Below are 20,955 nucleotides of genomic sequence, written 5' to 3' on the forward strand. Positions count from 1 at the left end.
GCGCCGCCAACTCGGCCTCCGCCTCGGACACCTGGGCCCCGGCGCCCTCACCGCCGCCGGCTCCGCCTGCGCCCTCACCGTCGCCGCCCGAACCCTCACCGCCGTCCGAACCGCTCTCGCCTTCGGCCTCGCCCGTGCTCGCGCCGCCCTCGGCTTCGGTCTCGCCCGCGCCGGTGTCCACGCCCTCGGCCGCACTCGCGCCCGCGCCGGTGTCCACGCCCTCGGCCGCACTCGCGCCTGCGCCAGTGCTCTCGCCCTCGGCCGCACTCGCGCCTGCGCCAGTGCTCTCGCCCTCGGCCGCACTCGCGCCGTCCTCGCCCGCGCCGGTGTCCTCGCTTCCGTGCGCCCTGGCGCCCGCGCCGCCCCCGCCTTCGGCCTCGCCCGCCTCGGCACCGTCCGCACGGCTCCCCTCGGGCGTGGGCGGGTGTCCCCACCCGAGGCCTCGGGGTGTGTCCGGTGTCCCCGGCCCGGCTTCCTCCGTGGTCTCCGGCTCCGTGCTCACAGCGTGCTCCAGTCGTGATCGGGATAGCGGTGCAAGGGCGCCGACACATCGTCCAGCGCCCGGCAGATCTCGTCAGGAAGACTAAGGGCCTCCACTGACAACGCCGCCGTGAGCTGCTGCGCGTTGCGCGTGCCCACGATCGGCGCGGCCACGCCGGGCCGGTCCCGGACCCAGGCGAGGGCCACCTGGAGCGGGGTGACGGCGAGCCCGTCGGCCGCCGTCGTCACCGCGTCCACGATGCGGGAGGCCGTGTCGTCCAGATACGGCTCCACGAACGGGGCCAGGTGCTCGGAGGCGCCGCGCGAGTCCGCCGGAGTGGTGTGCCGGTACTTCCCGGTCAGGACGCCCCGGCCGAGCGGCGAGGAGGGCAGCAGACCGACGCCGAGGTCCAGCGCGGCGGGCAGCACCTCACGCTCCACGCCCCGCTGCAGCAGCGAGTACTCCAGCTGTGTGCTGGCCAGCCGGGTCCGGACGCCGGGTGCCGCGAGCTGCCAGGTGGCCGCCTTGGCGAGCTGCCAGCCGCAGAAGTTGGAGACCCCGGCGTAGCGGGCGCGGCCGCTGCTCACCGCTATGTCGAGGGCCTGGAGCGTCTCCTCCAGCGGGGTGCCGGGGTCGTAGGCATGGACGTGCCACAGGTCGACGTACTCCGTGCCCAGGCGGTTCAGGGAGGCGTCGAGCGCGGCGAGCAGATGGCCGCGGGAGCCGTCGACGCGACGGTCGGGGTCGGGGACGCTGCCCGCTTTGGTGGAGATCACCAGGTCCCGGCGCGGCACCAGGCCGTCCATCAGCTGCCCGAGCAGATACTCCGCCTCGCCGTCGCCGTACACGTCCGCGGTGTCGACGAGCGTGCCGCCGGCTTCCCAGAACGCCTTCAGCATGTCCGCGGCGTCGTGCTCGTCGGTGTCCCGGCCCCAGGTGAGGGTGCCGAGTCCGATCCGGGACACGCGCAGGCCGGTACGGCCGAGATGCCTCTGCTCCATGCGGGCGAGATTACTGGCCAGAACCCGCGCGGTGGGTGGCCTGTGGATAACCAAGTCGGTTGCGGGGCGCCCGGTGCGGTGGCCCAGCTACTGCCCTGACACCCGCCCCCGCGCTATGGTCGGCCCCACAGGGACGTTACTGATCGGTAAGGGGACGGCATGCGGCTCGGGATCAACCTCGGCTACTGGGGCGCCGGGATGGACGGGGACAATCTGGCGGTCGCGCAGGAGGCCGACCGGCTGGGCTTCTCGGTGTGCTGGGCCGCCGAGGCATACGGCTCCGACGCGGCGACGGTCCTGTCCTGGGTCGCCGCGCAGACCGAGCGCATCGACGTCGGCTCGGCCATCTTCCAGATCCCGGCCCGCCAGCCCGCGATGACGGCGATGACGGCGGCCACCCTGGACTCGCTCTCCGGCGGTCGCTTCCGCCTCGGCCTCGGCGTCTCCGGCCCGCAGGTCTCCGAGGGCTGGTACGGCGTCAAGTTCGACAAGCCGCTGGCCCGCACCCGCGAGTACGTGGAGATCGTGCGCAAGGCGATGACGCGGGAGCGCCTGACGTACGAGGGCGAGCACTGGACGCTGCCGCTGCCGGGCGGTCCGGGCAAGCCGATCAAGCTGACCGTGCACCCCCAGCGCGAGCACATCCCGCTCTACATCGCAGCGATCGGCCCGAAGAACCTGGAGCAGACCGGCGAGATCGCCGACGGCGCCCTGCTGATCTTCCCCTCCGCCGACCACCTCGAGGACACCACGCTCAAGTACCTGCGCGCCGGCCGCGAGAAGGCGGGCAAGACGCTCGACGGGTTCGATGTGTGCCCGACCCTGCCGCTGGCCGTCGGCGACGACAAGGACGTGGCCCGCCTCGCCGACACCTTCCGCCCCTACACCGCGCTGTACGTCGGCGGCATGGGCAGCGCCAAGCAGAACTTCTACAACCAGCTCGCCCAGCGCATGGGATACGAGAAGGAGGCCGCCGAGATCCAGCAGAAGTACCTGTCCGGCGACAAGCAGGGCGCCGCCGCCGCGATCCCGCAGGACCTCATCGACAAGACGACGCTGCTGGGCTCCGTCGACCGGATCGCCGACCGGATGAGGGCCTACGCCGCCGCCGGTGTCACCACCCTCAGCCTGTCGCCCGCCGGCTTCACACTGGAGGAGCGCCTCGCCTCCCTGCGCGCCGGCAGCGAGGCCCTGGAACGCGCAGGACTGGCCTAGACAGCGTCAGCGGCCGTGGTGGGGGCTCGGGGGTCTTCCCCGCCACGGCCGTCACGGGGAACAACGCGCCGGGCGTCGCGCGGTTACGACGCCCGCGTTCCTTCTTTCGGCCGAGTCTTCCGGCACCCGTGTTGCGGCTCTCCTCTGCCCGCATTTGACTCGTTCTTTGCGGAATATCGCGAAAGGCACTGGAAGAGCACTGAATATCGGGGAATGCTGAGGAATCGTCCGGAGAGGTGGCATCCATGCTGTCGGCCAGGAGTCTGTTCCAGGAGATCCTCGACCACGACGAGTCGTTCCGGCTCTTCTGCTCCATCGCCGCCAGCGGGGAGTCCCAGGGCGGCTGGGAGAACGGACGGATCGCCTCCCTGGTGCCGGGCAGCGCACGCGAACTGGCACCGAAGATCGCCCGCCACGGCGCCGACGAGGACAAGCACGGACGCATCTTCCACGCCCTGCTGAGGAAGCGCGGGCTCACCCCCGCCGCCGTACCGCCCGAGACCGACTACACGATGCTCCTGGAGCGGCGCGGCATCGGCCTCGCCCACGACAAGCTCCGCCGGGACGAGCCGCTCAGCGTGCGGGACCTCATCGTCTACCTCTCACACAGCCGGGTCACCGAACAGCGCGCCGCCGACCAGATGGTGATGCTGCGCCGGTACTTCGGCGACCATCCCGAGGTCGGCAAGGCCGTCCGCATCATCTCGGACGACGAGGACAACCACCTCGCCTACACCCACGAGGAACTGCTGCGGTTCGCCGCCGCCGGCCACGGCCGGCTGATCCGGCGCACCCTGCGCACCTGCGCGCTCGCCGAGAGCCGCGTCTACCGGGACGTCAGCCTCGCCGTCCTCGCCCGCATGGGCCGCATCCTCGGCTGGCCGAAGGCGAAGTCCGTCGTACTCGCGGCGGGCATCCACGCCATGTACGGCTATGAGCGCCTCGTCGGCTGGCGCCGCATGCTCGTCCTCCGCCTGCCCGAGCGCCGCGACGCCCTCGGCGGCCCCGCCACCCCCGCCCACGAGTTCGCCTGAGCCGCATCCGGGCCCTCACAGCCAGCCGCGCCCCTTGAACAGCCGGTACAGCAGTACCTCCAGGGCCGCCATCAGCAGGATCACCGCCGGGTACGACCACAGCCAGTGCAGCTCCGGCATGTGGTCGAAGTTCATGCCGTAGATACCCGCGATCATCGTGGGAACCGCGGCCATCGCCGCCCACGAGGAGATCTTCCGCATGTCGTCGTTCTGCCGCACGCTCATCTGCGCCAGATGCGCCGACAGCATGTCCGACACCAGCCGGTCCAGGGCCTCCACGGACTCGTTCACCCGCATCAGATGGTCGCCGACGTCACGGAAGAACGGGCGCGCCTTGTCGTGCACGAAGGGCACCGTGGCACCGAACGGTCCGGTGCCCGCCAGCCGGGTCAGTGGCAGCGCCAGCGGCCCGGTTGCCCGGCGGAACTCCAGGATCTGCCGTTTGAAGCCGTAGATCCGGGACGCGATGTGCCGCGAGCCGCCGCCCTCCGGCCGGAACACCTCCGCCTCCAGCTCCCCCAGATCGTTCCCCAGCTCCGTCGCCACCTCCAGATAGTGGTCGACGACAGCGTCGGAGATCGCGTACAGCACGGCGGTCGGGCCCTTGTCGAGCATCTCCGGCTCCTCCTCCAGCCGGTGCCGTACGGCGGCCAGGGGCGAGATCTCGCCGTGGCGGACGGTGACCACGAAGCAGTTGCCGATGAAGACCATGATCTCGTCGGCCGAGACGGTGTCATGGTCCGCGTCGTACGCGACCGGCTTCAGCACCATGAACAGCGAGTCGTCGTACACCTCCAGCTTGGGCCGCTGATGCGCGTTGAGGGCGTCCTCGACCGCCAGCCGATGCAGCGCGAACTCCTGGGTGACCAGGTCGAACTCGCGCTCGGACGGCTCGTACAGGCCGATCCACACGAACCCGCCCGCCGCCCGCGCCTCGGCGAGCGCGTCGGACAGGTCCTCCGGGCCCTCGATGCGGTGCCCGTGCCGGTAGATGGCGCAGTCGACGATCACGGAGCGCATTCTCCCCTCGCTCGCTCACCCATGCATGTGATGATGCGCCTACCCTGGGCCGCATGCCCACGCTGATCCTCGTCCGGCACGGACGTTCCACCGCCAACACCTCCGGGGTGCTCGCCGGCTGGACGCCCGGCGTCGCCCTCGACGAGCGCGGCGCCGCACAGGCCGCCGCGCTGCCCGCACGGCTCGCCGGGCTGCCGATCTCCGAGGTCGTCACGAGCCCCCTGCAGCGCTGCCAGGAGACCCTGCGGCCGCTCCTCGAAGCCCGCCCGGAACTGCGCGCCCATACCGACGAACGGATCGGGGAGTGCCACTACGGCGACTGGTCCGGCCGCAAGCTCGCCGAGCTGACGGACGAACCGCTGATGGAGGTCGTCCAGGCCCACCCGTCGGCCGCCGCGTTCCCCGGCGGCGAGTCCCTGCGCGCCATGCAGACCCGCGCCGCCGAGGCCGTACGCGAGTGGAACGCGCGCGTGGAGCGCGAGCACGGCGCCGACGCCGTCTACCTGATGTGCTCCCACGGTGACATCATCAAGTCCCTGGTCGCCGACGCCCTCGGGCTCCACCTCGACCTGTTCCAGCGGATCTCCGTGGAGCCGTGTTCCGTCACCGCGATCCGCTACACCCGCCTCCGGCCGTTTCTCGTTCGCCTCGGCGACACCGGGGATTTCGCCTCACTCGCCCCGCGCGAGGAAGCCGGTGAGGGCGACGCACCGGTCGGGGGTGGTGCGGGCGCACCGTGATCGTCTGCCGCAGTAGGGTGAAGCGGTCCGCACCGATCCGCATCGTCGCGCATCCGCGGTCCCTCGCCCGCTGAGGCTCCCGCACCGCTGAAACTCTCGAATCCAATGGAGACAGGACGTGTCCCGTCAGGTGTTCCTCTACGACCCGCCGGACCGCTTCGTGGCCGGCACGGTCGGGCTGCCCGGACGCCGTACGTTCTTCCTCCAGGCCATCGCAGGCTCCCGGGTGACCAGCGTGGCTCTGGAGAAGACCCAGGTGGCCGCGCTCGCCGAGCGCATGGACGAACTGCTCGACGAGGTCGTACGGCGTAGCGGCGGCAGCGCCTCCGTGCCCGCCGTGGCGCCCACCGAGATCGCCGACACCGCCCCGCTGGAGACCCCCATCGAGGAGGAGTTCCGCGTCGGCACCATGGCGCTGGCCTGGGACGGCGAGGAACAGCGCATGATCGTCGAGGCGCAGGCTCTGGTAGAGCTGGACGCCGACACCGAGGAGGACCTCGCCGAGGCCGAGGAGCGGCTGCTCCAGGACGAGGAGAACGGGCCCCCGATGCTGCGGGTCCGGCTGACCGGCGCGCAGGCCAGGGCCTTCGCCAAGCGCGCCCTCGACGTCGTCAACGCCGGGCGGCCGCCGTGCCCGCTGTGCAGCCTCCCGCTCGATCCGGAAGGACACGTATGTCCGCGCCAGAACGGATACCGCCGCGGAGCGTGACCGCCGCCGACACCGGGGCTGACGCGGCCGCCGCCGAGCTGCTCGCGCGGGGTGAGCTGACCGTCCGCGGCCGGATCCGCGAGGCCTCCAACGCAGCGCTGTTCTGCACGATCGCCCTGGACGGCCGGGAAGCCTCCTGCATCTACAAGCCGGTGGCCGGGGAGCGCCCGCTGTGGGACTTCCCCGGCGGCACCCTGGCAGGCCGCGAGGTGGCCGCCTACGAGGTCTCCGAGGCCACCGGCTGGGGGCTCGTCCCGCCGACGGTGCTGCGCGACGGGCCCTACGGCGACGGCATGTGCCAGCTGTGGATCGACGTCCAGGCCGAGGCGGAGCTGCTCGCCCTGGTCGAGGCCGAGGAACCGGAGCCGGGCTGGAAGGCGATCGGCCTGGCCGAGGTCGGCGAGGGCCGCACCGCGCTCCTCGTGCACGCCGACGACGAGCGGCTGCGCCGGCTCGCCGTCCTCGACGCGGTGATCAACAACGCCGACCGCAAGGGCGGCCATCTGCTGCCCACCCCCGACGGTCGGCTCTACGGCATCGACCACGGCGTCACCTTCAACGTCGACGACAAGCTGCGCACGCTGCTGTGGGGCTGGGCCGGGGAGCCGCTGACCGGCGAGGCCGTCGACGTCCTCGGGGGACTGCGGGGAGCCCTCGACGGGCCGCTGGGCGAGCGGCTGACCGGCCTGATCAGTCCGGCTGAGATCGACGCCACACGCGCGCGTGTCGACGCGCTGCTCACCACGGGAGTCCACCCCGAGCCGAGCGGGGAGTGGCCGGCCATCCCCTGGCCGCCGGTGTGAACCCACCCGGGTGAACCCACGGGTGCGAGCACGGTCGGCGGCCCCCGTTCGAGCACGGTCAGCACATCGCCCGCCGACATGCAAGAACGCCTGACAGGCCATCCGGCGCGATCCCGTTCGTATACGCGGCTGGCGGCCGGTTAGGCTCATGTACATGCATGCCTGGCCCGCTTCCGAGGTCCCCGCCCTGCCTGGTCAGGGCCGCGACCTGAGGATCCACGACACCGCGACCGGCGGCCTCGTCACCCTCGCCCCCGGTCCCGTCGCCCGTCTCTATGTCTGCGGCATCACGCCGTACGACGCCACCCACATAGGGCACGCGGCGACCTACAACGCGTTCGACCTTGTGCAGCGCGTGTGGCTCGACACCAAGCGGCAGGTCCACTACGTCCAGAACGTCACCGACGTCGACGATCCGCTGCTGCAGCGCGCGGAGCGGGACGGCATCGACTGGGTCGCCCTCGCCGAGAAGGAGACGGCCCTCTTCCGCGAGGACATGACCGCCCTGCGCCTGCTCCCGCCGCAGCACTACATAGGCGCCGTGGAGGCGATACCCGGCATCGTCCCGCTCGTGGAGCGGCTGCGCGAACTCGGCGCGGCCTACGAGCTGGAGGGCGACATCTACTTCTCCGTCGAGTCCGACAGCCACTTCGGCTCGGTCTCGAACCTCGACGCGGCCGCCATGCGGCTGCTGTCAGCCGAGCGCGGCGGCGACCCGGACCGCCCGGGCAAGAAGAACCCCCTCGACCCGATGCTGTGGATGGCCGCCCGCGAGGGCGAGCCCAGTTGGGACGGCGCCTCCCTCGGCCGGGGCCGGCCCGGCTGGCACATCGAGTGCGTGGCCATCGCCCTCGACCACCTCGGCATGGGCTTCGACGTCCAGGGCGGCGGCTCCGACCTCGCCTTCCCGCACCACGAGATGGGCGCCTCGCACGCCCAGGTGCTCACCGGCGAGTTCCCCATGGCCAAGGCCTATGTGCACGCCGGCATGGTCGCCCTGCACGGCGAGAAGATGTCCAAGTCCAAGGGCAACCTCGTCTTCGTCTCGAAGCTGCGCCGCGACGGCGTCGACCCGGCCGCCATCCGCCTCGCCCTGCTGGCCCACCACTACCGCGCCGACTGGGAGTGGACCGACCAGGTCCTCCAGGACGCAGTGGCCCGCCTGGGCCGCTGGCGCGCCGCCGTCTCCCGCCCCGACGGCCCGTCCGCCGACGCTCTCGTCGAGGAAATCCGCGAGGCCCTGGCGAATGACCTCGACGCGCCCGCCGCGCTGGCCGCGGTGGACCGCTGGGCGGCTCAGCAGGAGGAGCAGGGCGGCACCGACACGGGCGCGCCGGGCGTTGTCACGCGTGCCGTGGACGCGCTGCTGGGGGTAGCCCTGTAACACCGCGACGGCAACACAAGGACGGCAGCAAAAAGAAGGGGCGCGTCCCCAACACGGGAACCGCCCCTTCGCCGTACCTCAGTCCTCCGGACCGTCGTCGTCGTCCTCTTTGGAGCCACCCGCGCCACCGGCCGGAGGTCTCTGCTTCCCGCCCGGAGGGCTCACGTCCCGGCGCCGCAGATACCGCTCGAACTCGCGGGCGATCGCCTCGCCCGACGCCTCCGGCAGCTCCGCGGTGTCCCGGGCCTCCTCCAGCGTCTGGACGTACTCGGCGACCTCGCTGTCCTCGGCGGCCAGCTGGTCCACGCCGACCTGCCAGGCCCGCGCGTCCTCGGGCAGCTCGCCCTGCGGGATGCGCAGGTCCAGCAGATCCTCCAGGCGGTTGAGCAGCGCCAGCGTGGCCTTGGGGTTGGGCGGCTGGGAGACGTAGTGCGGTACGGCCGCCCACAGCGACACCGCCGGGACGCCGGCGTGCGTGCACGCCTCCTGCAGGACACCGACGATGCCGGTCGGGCCCTCGTACTTGGTCTCTTCCAGATCCATCCGCTCGGCCAGGTCCGGGTCGGACGTGACCCCGCTGACCGGCACCGGACGCGTGTGCGGGGTGTCACCGAGCAGCGCGCCCAGGATGACCACCAGCTCCACGCCCAGCTCGTGCGCGAAGCCGAGCAGCTCGTTGCAGAACGAGCGCCAGCGCATGGACGGTTCGATGCCGCGGACCAGCACCAGGTCGCGCGGCTTCTCGCCGCCGACCCGCACCACCGACAGCCTCGTCGTCGGCCAGGTGATCTTGCGCACACCGCCGTCCATGAACACCGTGGGGCGGTTCACCTGGAAGTCGTAGTAGTCCTCGGCGTCCAGCGCCGCGAACACCTCGCCCTTCCATTCGCGTTCCAGATGTGCGACCGCCGTGGAGGCGGCGTCGCCGGCATCGTTCCAGCCCTCGAACGCGGCCACCATGACTGGGTCGATCAGCTCGGGAACCCCCTCCAGCTCGATCACCCAGTGCCTCCTTCCGACGTGCCCTCGCTTGACTCACCAACCTTACGGCGTCCGGCGGGGGCGCCCGCAGCCCCCTTGCGTGGGGGAGTGACCGGATCACTGCCCCGATCGCCCCCGTCGAACACCCCGCGTCAACCGGGAGCCCGGACCGCTCCGCACGGGCGTTTCACAGTGTGCTGCGGAGCCACTGCTCCACGCTCGCGATGTGCACGGTCGCCCAGGAGCGGGCCGCCTCCGCGTCCCGGTCGCGCAGTGCGGCCAGGATCGCCCGGTGCTCGCGCAGGGTGCGGCCCACCGCGTCCTCCTGGGTCAGACCCCGCCAGATCCGGGCCCGTGTGGTCGGCCCCGACAGGCCGTCCAGCAGGGAGCACAGCACCGAGTTGCCGGCACCACGCACGATGCCGCGGTGGAACTCCAGGTCGGCGGCGACCAGCTCCTCCACCGAGGGTTCCTCACCCAGCGCGTCCAACTGGGCGGTCAAGGCGTCCAGTTGCTGCTCGCTGATCCGGAAGGCCGCCATCGCCGTCGCGGCCGGTTCCAGGATCCGGCGCACCGCCAGGAACTCCAGCACGGTGTCGTCGCGGTGGAAGTCCACGACGAAGCTCATCGCCTCCAGCAGCAGCTGCGGATCGAGGCTGGTGACATAGGTGCCGTCGCCCTGGCGCACGTCCAGGATCCGGATCAGTGACAGGGCCCGTACGGCCTCCCGCAGCGAGTTGCGGGACAGGCCCAGCTCGGCCGCCAGCTCGCTCTCCTTGGGCAGCCGGTCGCCGGGGCGCAGCGCACCGGAGACGATCATGTCCTTGATCTTCTCGATCGCCTCGTCGGTGACTGCCATGCCCGGCCTCCTGTCGCCCGCCCCATGCCTCAGACATCGGATGTCTCAGCACATTATGCGGCCGGACCTCATACGGCCGGGCTGTCGAACCATTCCTTGCCGTCCGCCCAGTGCCGCACCCAGCCGGCGAAGCCCGGCTCGGCCGTGGTGTGTCCGAACTCCGCACCGAACGGAACCGCGCCCTCACCGGTGATCTGCCATATGTGACCCCGGTGGGGACCGCTGACGATCAGATGCCAGTCCATGCCGCAGCCGTCCGTGCCCAGCACGATCGACCCGTCGCCGGCGACCTGCTCGATGACGGCGCCCGGATCCTCGTACCCCCCGTCGTCCTGCTCCCACAGCCACATCCGGGTGAGGGGGAACGGCTCGGCCAGCCGCTGCTTGCCGCCGCCCTCGGCCAGTGCCACCAGCCCGTACTCCGGCGGGCCCTGGGACGACCCGTCCGTCACCTCCGCCACGCACGTCCTGTACGGCTCCGGCAGTATCACCCCGTGCTGCGCCTCGAAGGCCCGCACCGCCTCCCAGCCCAGCGCCGACGCGCCCCCGTCGTCGGCACCGAACGCCTCGCGCAGGGCCGCGAGTTCCGCCGGATCCACGTGATCGTTGTCCATGCCCCCATGGAAGCACCCGGCACTGACAATGCCCCCTGACCTGGCGAAAGGGGCCGCCCCACCGCGGTGGAACAGCCCCTCAGCCAGGCCCGGTCGCTCGCGCCCGCCTACTTCTTGTCGAGCAGGTCCTGCACCTTGGCGCGGACCTCGTCCGTGGCCAGACCCCGGATGGTGAGCGTCGTCCGGCGGCGCAGCACGTCGTCCGGCGTCTCGGCCCACTCGTGGTCGCGGGCCCAGGCGACCTGCGCCCAGATCTCCGGGGCGTCCGGGTGGACGCGCTCGGCCAGGTCCGGGTTCTCGTTCGCCAGGCGGGCGATGTCGAAGGCCAGCGAACCGTAGTGCGTCGCCAGGTGCTTGGCCGTGTCGGCGGCCATGCGCGGACCCGGCGCCGGGTGGTCCACCAGCAGCCGGTGCGCGACCGCGCGCGGGTTGGCGACACCGGGCAGCGGCAGCTTCTTGGGCAGCGAGGAGATCGGCTCGAAGTCGTCGCCCAGCGGGTGACCCGGCAGCGACTCCAGCTTCTGCATCACCGTACGGCCGATGTGCCGGAACGTCGTCCACTTGCCGCCCGCGACGGACAGCATGCCGCCCTTGCCCTCGGTCACCACGGTCTCGCGCTTGGCCTTGGCGGTGTCACCGGGGCCGCCCGGCAGCACCCGCAGACCGGCGAACGCGTAGGTGATGAGGTCACGCTGGAGCTGCTGGTCGCGCACGGAGAACGCGGCCTCGTCCAGGATCTGGGCTATGTCCTTCTCGTTGACGTCGACGTCCGCCGGGTCGCCCTCGTACTCCTCGTCGGTCGTACCGAGCAGGAGCATGTCCTCCCAGGGGAGGGCGAAGGTGATCCGGTACTTGTCGATCGGGGTCGCCAGCGCGGCCTTCCACGGGGACGTCCGCTTCAGGACCAGGTGCGCGCCCTTGGACAGGCGGATGGACGGCGCCGCGTTCGGGTCCTCCAGCTTGCGCAGGTGGTCCACCCAGGGGCCGGTCGCGTTCAGCACCAGGCGGGCGTTGACCCCGAACTCCGCACCGGAGAGCCGGTCCTTGAGCTCGGCGCCGGTGACCCGGCCGTTGGTGAAGCGCAGCCCGGTGACCTCGGCGTGGTTGAGGACGACGGCGCCCGCCTCGACGGCAGCACGGACCGTCATCAGCGCCATGCGCGCGTCGTTCATCTGGTCGTCGCCGTACACGGCCACGGCCTTGAGCTTCTCGGTGCGCAGCTCGGGCACGTCCTGCGCCGCCCGGGCGGGCGAGAGCAGATGGCCGACGCCGTCGCCGAACGCGGAGAGCGCGGAGTAGGCGAAGACGCCCGCGCCGAGCTTCGCCGCGCCGTGCGGCCCGCCCTTGTACACGGGGAGGTAGAAGGTGAGCGGGTTCGCCAGGTGGGGGGCCACCTGGCGGGAGACCGCACGGCGCTCGAAGTGGTTCTCCGCCACCAGCTTCACCGCGCCGGTCTGCAGGTAGCGCAGACCGCCGTGGAGCAGCTTGGAGGAGGCGGAGGAGGTGGCGCCGGCGAAGTCGCCGGCGTCGACCAGAGCCACCCTCAGGCCGGACTGCGCGGCGTGCCAGGCGGTGGAGATGCCCAGGATGCCGCCGCCGATCACCAGAAGGTCGTACGACGCCTTGGAGAGCTGCTCCCGGGTCTCGGCGCGGCTCGGGTTGGAGCCGGAGGCCGGGTGCGTCCCGAGGGCAGGCACGGACTGCAGGGTGGACTGACTGGTCATGTCGGGTACTTACTCCTCGTCAGAGCTGATCTGTGGGGCAGCTCAGCTCTCGTCCTCGATCCAGCCCATGGTCCGGTCGACGGCCTTGAGCCAGTTCTTGTACTCACGGTCGCGGGTGTCCGCGTCCATCTGGGGAGTCCATTCGGCGGCCCGGCGCCAGTTGGCGCGCAGTTCGTCGGTGCTGGACCAGAAGCCGACGGCGAGACCGGCGGCGTAGGCGGCGCCGAGGCAGGTGGTCTCGGCGACCATCGGGCGCACCACAGGTGCGTCCAGAACGTCGGCGAGGGTCTGCATCAGCAGGTTGTTGGAGGTCATACCGCCGTCCACCTTCAGGGCCACCAGCTCGTCGCCGGAGTCCTTGACCATGGCGTCGGCGATCTCCCGGGTCTGCCAGGCGGTGGCCTCCAGGACGGCGCGCGCGAGGTGCGCCTTGGTGACGTACCGGGTCAGACCGGCGATCACACCGCGGGCGTCGGAACGCCAGTGCGGGGCGAACAGACCGGAGAAGGCCGGCACGAAGTAGGCGCCGCCGTTGTCCTCGACCGAGAGCGCGAGCGTCTCGATCTCGGCGGCGGTGGAGATCAGGCCCATCTGGTCGCGCATCCACTGCACCAGCGAGCCGGTGACGGCGATCGAGCCCTCCAGGGCGTAGACCGTCGGCTGGTCGCCGATCTTGTAACCGACCGTGGTCAGCAGACCGGCGTAGGAGTTGATGATCTTGTCGCCGGTGTTCATCACCATGAAGGTGCCGGTGCCGTAGGTCGACTTGGTCTCGCCCTCGGCGAAGCAGCACTGGCCGAACAGGGCCGCCTGCTGGTCGCCGAGCGCGGAGGCGACCGGGATGCCGCCGAGCAGCTCGCCCAGCTTGCCGCCCTTGACCTCGCCGTAGACCTCGGCGGAGGAGCGGATCTCGGGAAGGATCTGCGTCGGGACGCCGATGGACTCGGCGATCTTCTCGTCCCACTGCATGGTGTGCAGGTTCATGAGAAGGGTGCGGGAGGCGTTGGTCACGTCGGTGACGTGGTGGCCGCCGTTGACACCGCCGGTCAGGTTCCAGATGACCCAGGTGTCCATGGTGCCGAAGAGGATGTCGCCGGCCTCGGCGCGCTCCTTGAGGCCCTCGACGTTGTCCAGCAGCCAGCGAGCCTTGGGCCCGGAGAAGTACGAGGCCAGCGGCAGGCCGGTCTCGCGGCGGAAGCGGTCCTGGCCGACGTTGCGGCCCAGCTCCCGGCACAGGGCATCGGTGCGGGTGTCCTGCCAGACGAGGGCGTTGTGGACGGGCTCACCGGTGTTCTTGTCCCACAGCACGGTGGTCTCGCGCTGGTTGGTGATGCCGATGGCCTTGATGTCGTCACGGGTGATGCCGGCCTTCTGGATGGCTCCGGCGACGACTTCCTGGACGTTGGTCCAGATCTCGTTGGCGTTGTGCTCGACCCAGCCCGGCTTCGGGAAGATCTGCTCGTGCTCCTTCTGGTCGACGGAGACGATCCGGCCGTCCTTGTCGAAGACGATGCAGCGCGAGGAGGTCGTGCCCTGGTCGATCGCGGCGATGAACGGGCCTGCGGTGTGGGCGTCGGTCACTGTGTGCTCCTGAAAGATCCGTGGTGAGGGGGCTTTACGTACGGCGCGTGCTCAATACCTACGTATACGTATTAAGCGAATGCGACGTTGTAGATGCCTGCAGCGATCGCGCCGCCGATCAGCGGACCGACGATCGGGATCCAGGCGTAAGCCCAGTCGGAACCGCCCTTGTTGGGCAGCGGCAGCAGGGCGTGCACGATGCGCGGGCCCAGGTCACGGGCCGGGTTGATCGCGTAGCCCGTCGGGCCGCCGAGGGAGAGACCGATCGACACCACCACGAACGCGGTGATCAGACCGCCGAGGATGCCGAGGCCGTTGCCCTTGTCGTTCAGGCCCTGCGTGAGGACCGCGAGGATCAGCACGACCGTGCCGATGATCTCCGTGGCGAGGTTCTGCGCCACGTTCCGGATCTCCGGACCGGTGGAGAAGATGCCGAGGACCGGGCCGGCGCCCTTCTCCTGGGCCTCGACCGCCTTGGCCGCGGTGGCCTGCGCGCCGGGACCGCCCACGATCTCCTTGTCGGTGAGATGCGCGTGGAACTGGCCGTAGTAGGCGACCCACACCAGGGTCGCGCCGATCATCGCGCCGAGCAGCTGGCCGGCGAAATAGACCGGAACGTTGGTCCAGTCGCCGCTCTTGATGGCCAGGGCGACGGTGACGGCCGGGTTGAGGTGCGCACCGGAGAGCGGTCCGGAGATGTAGACGGCCGTCATGACGGCGAAGCCCCACCCGAAGGCGATGGCGAGCCAACCGGCGTTACGGGCCTTGGAGGCCTTCAGCGTGACGGCCGCGCAGACGCCGCCGCCGAGCAGGATGAGTATGGCGGTACCGATGGTCTCGCCGATGAAGATGTCGGAGCTGGACACCCGCGACTCCTTTGTCCTTCGTCCAGGGATAGCCGAACCCCGGTCCCGCCGGGGGTTCTGGCGCCCTCGGGGGTGAGAGCGATGCCGGTCCTTGGCGTTGTCACACTCTAGCGCGTATTGCCGGTAGGTGTTCGACAATGCCGACCGATGGACGGGAGTCTTGCTTCGGCGTTACGCATGCGTCAAGGGTTCTGTTATTGAAAACAGGATCGTTATTGATCGCTGCCGGTTATCACTCTTCGCGCCCAGACATAGGTGTTAGTCGGATATGTCCATTTCAGGGTAGGGCGAGATCCGGAACGCCGCCCGGCGTCCAGGTCGCCGCCGAGAGAGATTCCCCGGGCGCACCCGGGGGCGAGCGCACAGCGCTCAGAACTGTCCCGCGCCCGCTCAGAACCGTCCTGCGCCCAGGTCCCTGGACACCGCACGGGCGCAGTCGCGCACCGCCGCGATCAGCTCGGAACGCAGCTCGCCGTCGCGGCGCAGCCGTTCCACGGCGCCGGCGATGCCGACCGCACCCACGGGCATACGGCGCCGGTCGTGGATGGGCGCAGCGATGGACGCCACCCCCTCCCAGGTCTCCTCCACGTCCGCCGCGTAACCACGCGCGCGCGTGAGGTCGAGCAGGTGCTCGAAGTCCCCGGCGTCGCACACCGTGCGGTCGGTGAAGGCCTTCCGCTCGGTCTCCAGCGACTCGCTGTGCGCCACCGGGTCGTACGCCGAGAGCACCTTGCCGAGCGCGGTGGAGTGCAGCGGCTGCATGGCGCCGATCTCCAGCACCTGCCGGCTGTCGTCCGGCCGGAAGACGTGGTGCACGATCAGCACGCCCTGCTGGTGCAGGACCCCCAGGTAGACGCTCTCGCCGCTGGAACGGGCCAGGTCGTCGGTCCATACCAGGGCCCTGGCCCGCAGCTCGTGCACGTCCAGGTATGTGGTGCCGAGGCGCAGCAGCTCCGCGCCCAGCTGATAGCGGCCGGAGGAGTCGTCCTGCTCCACGAACCCCTCCTGCTGGAGGGTGCGCAGGATGCCGTGGGCGGTGCCCTTGGCGAGACCCAGTGACGAGGCGATGTCCGACAGGCCGAGCCGTCGCTCGCCGCCCGCGAGCAGCCGCAGCATCGCGGCCGCCCGTTCGAGCGACTGGATGTTCCGTGCCATCGCCGTCCTGCCTCCGTCCCCTTCGACCGCCGTCGAACGGCCGGTCGCGCCGTCCACGGTGCCGACCGCTGTCGTATACCGCGACTGCTGTCATACACCGTCGTGCGACGTGTTACCCGCCGTTCGGCAATGTCGAACACTACCGGTCCATGTCGACCTCCCGCTAACGGCCGGTCGGCACCTGTTACCTCACACGTGACCTGTCCGCGGAAGCAGAGCCACCCGCGTCCGCCTCGTGGACGCCGCTGCCCATCCAAGCCGACTCCCGGTTACGCTGGCGCCGTGCGGCATCCCGGCCCGCCCGGGAGAGCCGCATAGCCGACAGCCGTCGCATAGAGGGAGCCCCTTCATGGCCTCGTTGCCACCGTCCCCTTCCGCCGACAGCCGGACCCGTGTGTCCGCGCTCCGTGAGGCGCTCGCCACCCGCGTGGTGGTCGCCGACGGAGCCATGGGCACCATGCTCCAGGCGCAGGAACCCACCCTGGAGGACTTCCAGCAGCTCGAGGGCTGCAACGAGATCCTCAACCTCACCCGCCCCGACATCGTCCGCTCCGTCCACGAGGCGTACTTCTCCGTGGGCGTCGACTGCGTCGAGACCAACACCTTCGGGGCCAACCACTCCGCCCTCGGCGAGTACGACATTCCCGAGCGCGTGTACGAGCTGTCCGAGGCCGGCGCCCGCGTGGCCCGCGAGACCGCCGACGCGTTCACCGCCCAGGACGGCCGCTCCCGCTGGGTCCTCGGCTCCATGGGCCCCGGCACCAAGCTGCCCACCCTCGGCCACGCCCCCTACACCACCCTGCGCGACGCCTATCAGCGCAACGCCGAGGGCCTGGTCGCCGGCGGCGCCGACGCGCTGCTCGTGGAGACCACCCAGGACCTGCTGCAGACCAAGGCGGCCGTCCTCGGTGCCCGCCGCGGCCTCGAAGCCCTCGGTCTCGACCTGCCGGTCATCGTGTCGGTGACCGTCGAGACCACCGGCACCATGCTGCTCGGCTCCGAGATCGGCGCCGCGCTCACCGCGCTGGAACCGCTCGGTATCGACATGATCGGCCTGAACTGCGCCACGGGCCCGGCCGAGATGAGCGAGCATCTGCGCTACCTCGCCCGTAACGCCCGAATCCCGCTGTCCTGCATGCCCAACGCGGGCCTGCCCGTCCTCGGCAAGGACGGCGCCCACTACCCGCTGACCGCGCCCGAGCTGGCCGACGCCCAGGAGACCTTCGTCCGCGAGTACGGCCTCTCCCTCGTCGGCGGCTGCTGCGGCACGACCCCCGAGCACCTGCGCCAGGTCGTCGAGCGGGTCCAGGGCCTCACCCCGTCCGAGCGCGACCCGCGCCCCGAGCCCGGCGCAGCCTCCCTCTACCAGACGGTGCCGTTCCGCCAGGACACCTCCTACCTGGCCATCGGCGAGCGTACGAACGCCAACGGCTCCAAGAAGTTCCGTGAGGCCATGCTGGAGGCCCGCTGGGACGACTGCGTGGAGATGGCGCGCGAGCAGATCCGCGAGGGCGCGCACCTGCTCGACCTGTGCGTGGACTACGTCGGCCGGGACGGCGTGGCCGACATGGAGGAGCTGGCCGGCCGTTTCGCCACCGCCTCCACCCTGCCGATCGTGCTGGACTCCACCGAGGTCGACGTCATCCAGGCCGGTCTGGAGAAGCTCGGCGGCCGCGCGGTGATCAACTCCGTGAACTACGAGGACGGCGACGGCCCCGAGTCGCGGTTCGCGCGCGTGACGAAGCTCGCGCGGGAGCACGGCGCCGCGCTGATCGCGCTGACCATCGACGAGGAGGGCCAGGCCCGCACCCCGCAGAAGAAGGTCGAGATCGCCGAACGGCTGATCGCGGACCTGACAGGGAACTGGGGCATTCGCGAGGACGACATCCTCATCGACACTCTGACCTTCACCATCTGCACCGGTCAGGAGGAGTCCCGGGGCGACGGCATCGCCACCATCGAGGCGATCCGCGAGCTCAAGCGCCGCCACCCGGCCGTGCAGACCACCCTCGGTCTGTCCAACATCTCCTTCGGCCTGAACCCGGCCGCCCGCATCCTGCTCAACAGTGTGTTCCTGGACGAGTGCGTCAAGGCGGGCCTGGACTCGGCGATCGTGCACGCCTCCAAGATCCTGCCGATCGCCCGCTTCGACGAGGAGCAGGTCACCACCGCCCTGGACCTGATCTACGACCGCCGAAGCGAGGGCTACGACCCGCTGCAGAAGCTCATGGCTCTCTTCGAGGGCGCCACGGCGAAGTCGCTGAAGGCGGGCAAGGCCGAGGAGCTGGCCGCGCTGCCGCTGGAGGAGCGCCTGAAGCGGCGGATCATCGACGGCGAGCGCAACGGCCTGGAGGCCGACCTGGACGCCGCCCTCCAGGACCGCCCGGCACTCGACATCGTCAACGAGACCCTGCTGGACGGCATGAAGGTCGTCGGCGAGCTGTTCGGCTCCGGCCAGATGCAGCTGCCGTTCGTGCTGCAGTCCGCCGAGGTCATGAAGACGGCCGTCGCCTACCTCGAACCGCACATGGAGAAATCGGACTCCGAGGGCAAGGGCACCATCGTCCTGGCGACCGTGCGCGGCGATGTGCACGACATCGGCAAGAACCTCGTCGACATCATCCTGTCCAACAACGGCTACAACGTCGTCAACCTGGGCATCAAGCAGCCGGTCTCCGCGATCCTGGAAGCCGCCGAGGAACACCGGGCCGACGTCATCGGCATGTCCGGTCTCCTGGTCAAGTCGACGGTGATCATGAAGGAGAACCTGGAGGAGCTGAACCAGCGCGGCCTGGCCGCCCGCTTCCCGGTGATCCTGGGCGGTGCCGCCCTGACCCGCGCCTACGTCGAGCAGGACCTGCACGAGATCTACGAGGGCGAGGTCCGCTACGCCCGCGACGCCTTCGAGGGCCTGCACCTGATGGACGCCCTCATCGGCGTCAAGCGCGGCGTGCCCGGCGCCAAGCTGCCCGAGCTCAAGCAGCGCAGGGTCCGTGCCACCGCCGCCGTCGAGGAGCGCCCGGAGGAGGGGCACGTCCGCTCCGACGTCGCCACCGACAACCCGGTGCCGGCCCCGCCGTTCTGGGACACCCGGATCGTCAAGGGCATCCAGCTCAAGGAGTACGCGAGCTGGCTCGACGAGGGCGCGCTGTTCAAGGGCCAGTGGGGGCTGAAGCAGGCCCGCACCGGCGAGGGACCGTCGTACGAGGAACTCGTGGAGAGCGAGGGCCGCCCCCGGCTGCGCGGCCTCCTGGATCGGCTCCAGACGGAGAACCTGCTGGAAGCGGCCGTCGTCTACGGCTACTTCCCCTGCGTCTCCAAGGACGACGACCTGATCATCCTGGACGAGCGGGGCAACGAGCGCACCCGGTTCACCTTCCCGCGTCAGCGCCGCGGCCGCAGGCTGTGCCTGGCCGACTTCTTCCGCCCGGAGGAGTCCGGCGAGACCGACGTCGTCGGCCTGCAGGTCGTCACCGTCGGCTCGCGCATCGGCGAGGAGACCGCCAAGCTCTTCGAGTCCAACTCCTACCGTGACTACCTCGAACTGCACGGCCTGTCCGTCCAGTTGGCCGAGGCGCTCGCCGAGTACTGGCACGCGCGCGTGCGTACGGAGCTGGGCTTCGGCGGGGAGGACCCGGCCGACATCGAGGACATGTTCGCCCTGAAGTACCGGGGCGCCCGCTTCTCCCTCGGCTACGGCGCCTGCCCGAACCTGGAGGACCGCGCCAAGATCGCCGACCTGCTCCAGCCCGAACGCATCGGTGTCCACCTGTCCGAGGAGTTCCAACTGCACCCCGAGCAGTCCACGGACGCGATCGTGATCCACCACCCGGAGGCGAAGTACTTCAACGCCAGGTGAGCCGGCCCTCCGGGGCCGCGCTGCCGTCGCCGGGCATGGTGACGACCCTCTGGTCTGCGCCGGGGGTGTTTTCAGGGATACCCCCGTGCGCGAGTGATAAACGAGGCGCTTCGAGCGTCGGAGTCGTACACTGGTCGGTCCACTGCAGGCCGGTTCCCCGTCCGGGAACCGGCCTGATCGTCCCTCAAGGAGGTGCGCCCGGATGACCAGCACGGTCCCCGCGCTCGGAACCCGTACGGCCGAAGGCTCCGCCCTGCAGGCGGTGCTTCTCGACATGGACGGCACCCTGGTGGACACCGAGGGCTTCTGGTGGGACGTCGAGGTCGAGATCTTCGCCCGCCTCGGCCACACCCTGGACGAATCCTGGCGGCATGTCGTGGTCGGCGGACCCATGACCCGCAGCGCCGGCTTCCTCATCGAGGCCACCGGCGCCGACATCCCGCTCACCGAGCTCACCGCGCTGCTCAACGACGGCTTCGAGGACCGCATCGGCCATGCCCTGCCGCTGATGCCGGGCGCCGCCCGCCTGCTCGCCGAACTCCACGAGCACGCCATCCCCACGGCCCTTGTCTCGGCCTCCCACCGGCGCATCATCGACCGTGTCCTGAAGGTTCTCGGCCCGCACCACTTCGCCCTGTCCATCGCGGGCGACGAGGTCTCGCGCACCAAGCCCTTCCCCGACCCCTATCTGCTCGCCGCCGCCGGGCTCGGCGCGCAGCCCGACCGGTGCGCGGTGGTCGAGGACACCGCGACCGGAGTCGCCGCGGCCGAGGCCGCCGGCTGCCGCGTGGTCGCCGTACCTTCCGTCGCGCCCATCACCCCGTCCGAGGGACGCACCGTGGTCACCTCCCTGGAAGAGGTCGACCTGGCATTTCTGCGTGGCCTGATGACGGAAATGCCCTAGCCGTTCACCCAGCGTGAAAAGTCCA

At 70.7% G+C, this 20,955-nt stretch carries 17 protein-coding genes and 1 pseudogene; 8 read left to right on the forward strand and 10 right to left on the reverse strand.

Annotated elements, in window-relative coordinates; all coding sequences use genetic code 11:
* Both M878_RS83125 and M878_RS83130 read right to left on the reverse strand, forming a co-directional pair.
* Positions 1 to 502 (reverse strand): annotated as a pseudogene (locus M878_RS83125) (DNA helicase RecD); the annotation flags it as partial.
* Entirely contained in the window at positions 499 to 1,482 is a 984-nt protein-coding gene (locus M878_RS83130) for an aldo/keto reductase (protein ID WP_023551906.1), read from the reverse strand. The pseudogene M878_RS83125 and the gene M878_RS83130, both read right to left, overlap by 4 nt.
* A 159-nt stretch (positions 1,483 to 1,641) precedes the next feature.
* Here M878_RS83130 and M878_RS83135 point away from each other — a divergent pair, with 159 nt between their 5' ends.
* Together M878_RS83135 and M878_RS83140 are read left to right on the forward strand one after the other, a co-directional pair.
* Positions 1,642 to 2,697 (forward strand): LLM class F420-dependent oxidoreductase, encoded by a 1,056-nt coding sequence (locus M878_RS83135; protein ID WP_023551907.1) that lies wholly within the window; start codon positions 1,642 to 1,644, stop codon positions 2,695 to 2,697.
* 245 nt (positions 2,698 to 2,942) lie between these two features.
* The gene (locus M878_RS83140) at positions 2,943 to 3,731 is read left to right on the forward strand and encodes a hypothetical protein (protein ID WP_023551908.1); all 789 of its coding nucleotides are present in this window, start codon (positions 2,943 to 2,945) and stop codon (positions 3,729 to 3,731) included.
* Positions 3,732 to 3,746: 15 nt separating this feature from the next.
* Here M878_RS83140 and corA read toward each other — a convergent pair whose 3' ends face one another.
* Positions 3,747 to 4,742 (reverse strand): magnesium/cobalt transporter CorA, encoded by a 996-nt coding sequence (gene corA, locus M878_RS83145; protein ID WP_031226606.1) that lies wholly within the window; start codon positions 4,740 to 4,742, stop codon positions 3,747 to 3,749.
* 62 nt (positions 4,743 to 4,804) lie between these two features.
* Here corA and M878_RS83150 point away from each other — a divergent pair, with 62 nt between their 5' ends.
* The 4 genes from M878_RS83150 (at position 4,805) to mshC (ending at position 8,387) form a co-directional block, all read left to right on the forward strand.
* Positions 4,805 to 5,491 carry a histidine phosphatase family protein gene (locus tag M878_RS83150; RefSeq protein WP_023551910.1) on the forward strand — a complete coding sequence of 229 codons (687 nt, stop codon included), beginning with the start codon at positions 4,805 to 4,807 and terminating at the stop codon, positions 5,489 to 5,491.
* Between the two features lie 118 nt (positions 5,492 to 5,609).
* Positions 5,610 to 6,200, forward strand: coding sequence for a DUF3090 domain-containing protein (locus tag M878_RS83155; protein ID WP_023551911.1), 591 nt, complete (start codon positions 5,610 to 5,612; stop codon positions 6,198 to 6,200).
* Positions 6,164 to 7,003 carry an SCO1664 family protein gene (locus M878_RS83160; protein ID WP_078630468.1) on the forward strand — a complete coding sequence of 280 codons (840 nt, stop codon included), beginning with the start codon at positions 6,164 to 6,166 and terminating at the stop codon, positions 7,001 to 7,003. The genes M878_RS83155 and M878_RS83160 overlap by 37 nt, the downstream gene beginning before the upstream one ends.
* A 154-nt stretch (positions 7,004 to 7,157) precedes the next feature.
* Positions 7,158 to 8,387, forward strand: a complete 1,230-nt coding sequence (mshC, locus tag M878_RS83165; RefSeq protein WP_031226610.1) for a cysteine--1-D-myo-inosityl 2-amino-2-deoxy-alpha-D-glucopyranoside ligase — start codon at positions 7,158 to 7,160, stop codon at positions 8,385 to 8,387.
* A 78-nt stretch (positions 8,388 to 8,465) separates the two neighbouring features.
* Here the strand turns inward: mshC and M878_RS83170 are convergent, their stop codons facing one another.
* The 7 genes from M878_RS83170 to M878_RS83200 all read right to left on the reverse strand — a co-directional run bounded on the left by M878_RS83170 (position 8,466) and on the right by M878_RS83200 (position 16,167).
* Positions 8,466 to 9,389 (reverse strand): PAC2 family protein, encoded by a 924-nt coding sequence (locus M878_RS83170; RefSeq protein ID WP_023551914.1) that lies wholly within the window; start codon positions 9,387 to 9,389, stop codon positions 8,466 to 8,468.
* A 166-nt stretch (positions 9,390 to 9,555) separates the two neighbouring features.
* Entirely contained in the window at positions 9,556 to 10,227 is a 672-nt protein-coding gene (locus M878_RS83175; RefSeq protein ID WP_023551915.1) for a FadR/GntR family transcriptional regulator, read from the reverse strand.
* A gap of 68 nt (positions 10,228 to 10,295) precedes the next feature.
* Positions 10,296 to 10,841, reverse strand: a complete 546-nt coding sequence (locus tag M878_RS83180; RefSeq protein ID WP_023551916.1) for a hypothetical protein — start codon at positions 10,839 to 10,841, stop codon at positions 10,296 to 10,298.
* A 107-nt stretch (positions 10,842 to 10,948) separates the two neighbouring features.
* A complete protein-coding gene (locus tag M878_RS83185) occupies positions 10,949 to 12,565 on the reverse strand; it encodes a glycerol-3-phosphate dehydrogenase/oxidase (RefSeq protein WP_023551917.1) in 1,617 nt (538 codons plus the stop codon).
* A 42-nt stretch (positions 12,566 to 12,607) separates the two neighbouring features.
* Entirely contained in the window at positions 12,608 to 14,146 is a 1,539-nt protein-coding gene (glpK, locus tag M878_RS83190; protein WP_023551918.1) for a glycerol kinase GlpK, read from the reverse strand.
* A 71-nt stretch (positions 14,147 to 14,217) separates the two neighbouring features.
* Positions 14,218 to 15,012 carry an MIP/aquaporin family protein gene (locus M878_RS83195; protein ID WP_023551919.1) on the reverse strand — a complete coding sequence of 265 codons (795 nt, stop codon included), beginning with the start codon at positions 15,010 to 15,012 and terminating at the stop codon, positions 14,218 to 14,220.
* A gap of 390 nt (positions 15,013 to 15,402) precedes the next feature.
* Positions 15,403 to 16,167, reverse strand: coding sequence for an IclR family transcriptional regulator (locus M878_RS83200; protein WP_023551920.1), 765 nt, complete (start codon positions 16,165 to 16,167; stop codon positions 15,403 to 15,405).
* Between the two features lie 349 nt (positions 16,168 to 16,516).
* Between M878_RS83200 and metH the strand changes: the two genes are divergently transcribed.
* Positions 16,517 to 20,026: a methionine synthase gene (gene metH / locus M878_RS83205; RefSeq protein ID WP_023551921.1), complete on the forward strand. Its 3,510-nt coding sequence runs from the start codon at positions 16,517 to 16,519 to the stop codon at positions 20,024 to 20,026.
* A 202-nt stretch (positions 20,027 to 20,228) separates the two neighbouring features.
* Positions 20,229 to 20,930, forward strand: a complete 702-nt coding sequence (locus tag M878_RS83210) for an HAD family hydrolase (RefSeq protein ID WP_023551922.1) — start codon at positions 20,229 to 20,231, stop codon at positions 20,928 to 20,930.
* Positions 20,931 to 20,955: the final 25 nt, after the last annotated feature.

It is taken from the genome of Streptomyces roseochromogenus subsp. oscitans DS 12.976 (assembly GCF_000497445.1).
Classification (GTDB): Bacteria; Actinomycetota; Actinomycetes; order Streptomycetales; family Streptomycetaceae; genus Streptomyces; species Streptomyces oscitans.

What these genes read in the sequence shown, in the direction of transcription:
- M878_RS83160 (WP_078630468.1), top strand. Translation starts at nt 6,164, where the DNA reads ATGTCCGCGCCAGAACGGATACCGCCGCGGAGCGTGACCGCCGCCGAC.
- M878_RS83210 (WP_023551922.1), top strand. Translation starts at nt 20,229, where the DNA reads ATGACCAGCACGGTCCCCGCGCTCGGAACCCGTACGGCCGAAGGCTCC.
- M878_RS83135 (WP_023551907.1), top strand. Translation starts at nt 1,642, where the DNA reads ATGCGGCTCGGGATCAACCTCGGCTACTGGGGCGCCGGGATGGACGGG.
- mshC (WP_031226610.1), top strand. Translation starts at nt 7,158, where the DNA reads ATGCATGCCTGGCCCGCTTCCGAGGTCCCCGCCCTGCCTGGTCAGGGC.
- M878_RS83185 (WP_023551917.1), bottom strand. Translation starts at nt 12,565, where the DNA reads ATGACCAGTCAGTCCACCCTGCAGTCCGTGCCTGCCCTCGGGACGCAC.
- M878_RS83150 (WP_023551910.1), top strand. Translation starts at nt 4,805, where the DNA reads ATGCCCACGCTGATCCTCGTCCGGCACGGACGTTCCACCGCCAACACC.
- M878_RS83175 (WP_023551915.1), bottom strand. Translation starts at nt 10,227, where the DNA reads ATGGCAGTCACCGACGAGGCGATCGAGAAGATCAAGGACATGATCGTC.
- M878_RS83130 (WP_023551906.1), bottom strand. Translation starts at nt 1,482, where the DNA reads ATGGAGCAGAGGCATCTCGGCCGTACCGGCCTGCGCGTGTCCCGGATC.
- M878_RS83200 (WP_023551920.1), bottom strand. Translation starts at nt 16,167, where the DNA reads ATGGCACGGAACATCCAGTCGCTCGAACGGGCGGCCGCGATGCTGCGG.
- M878_RS83140 (WP_023551908.1), top strand. Translation starts at nt 2,943, where the DNA reads ATGCTGTCGGCCAGGAGTCTGTTCCAGGAGATCCTCGACCACGACGAG.
- M878_RS83180 (WP_023551916.1), bottom strand. Translation starts at nt 10,841, where the DNA reads ATGGACAACGATCACGTGGATCCGGCGGAACTCGCGGCCCTGCGCGAG.
- metH (WP_023551921.1), top strand. Translation starts at nt 16,517, where the DNA reads ATGGCCTCGTTGCCACCGTCCCCTTCCGCCGACAGCCGGACCCGTGTG.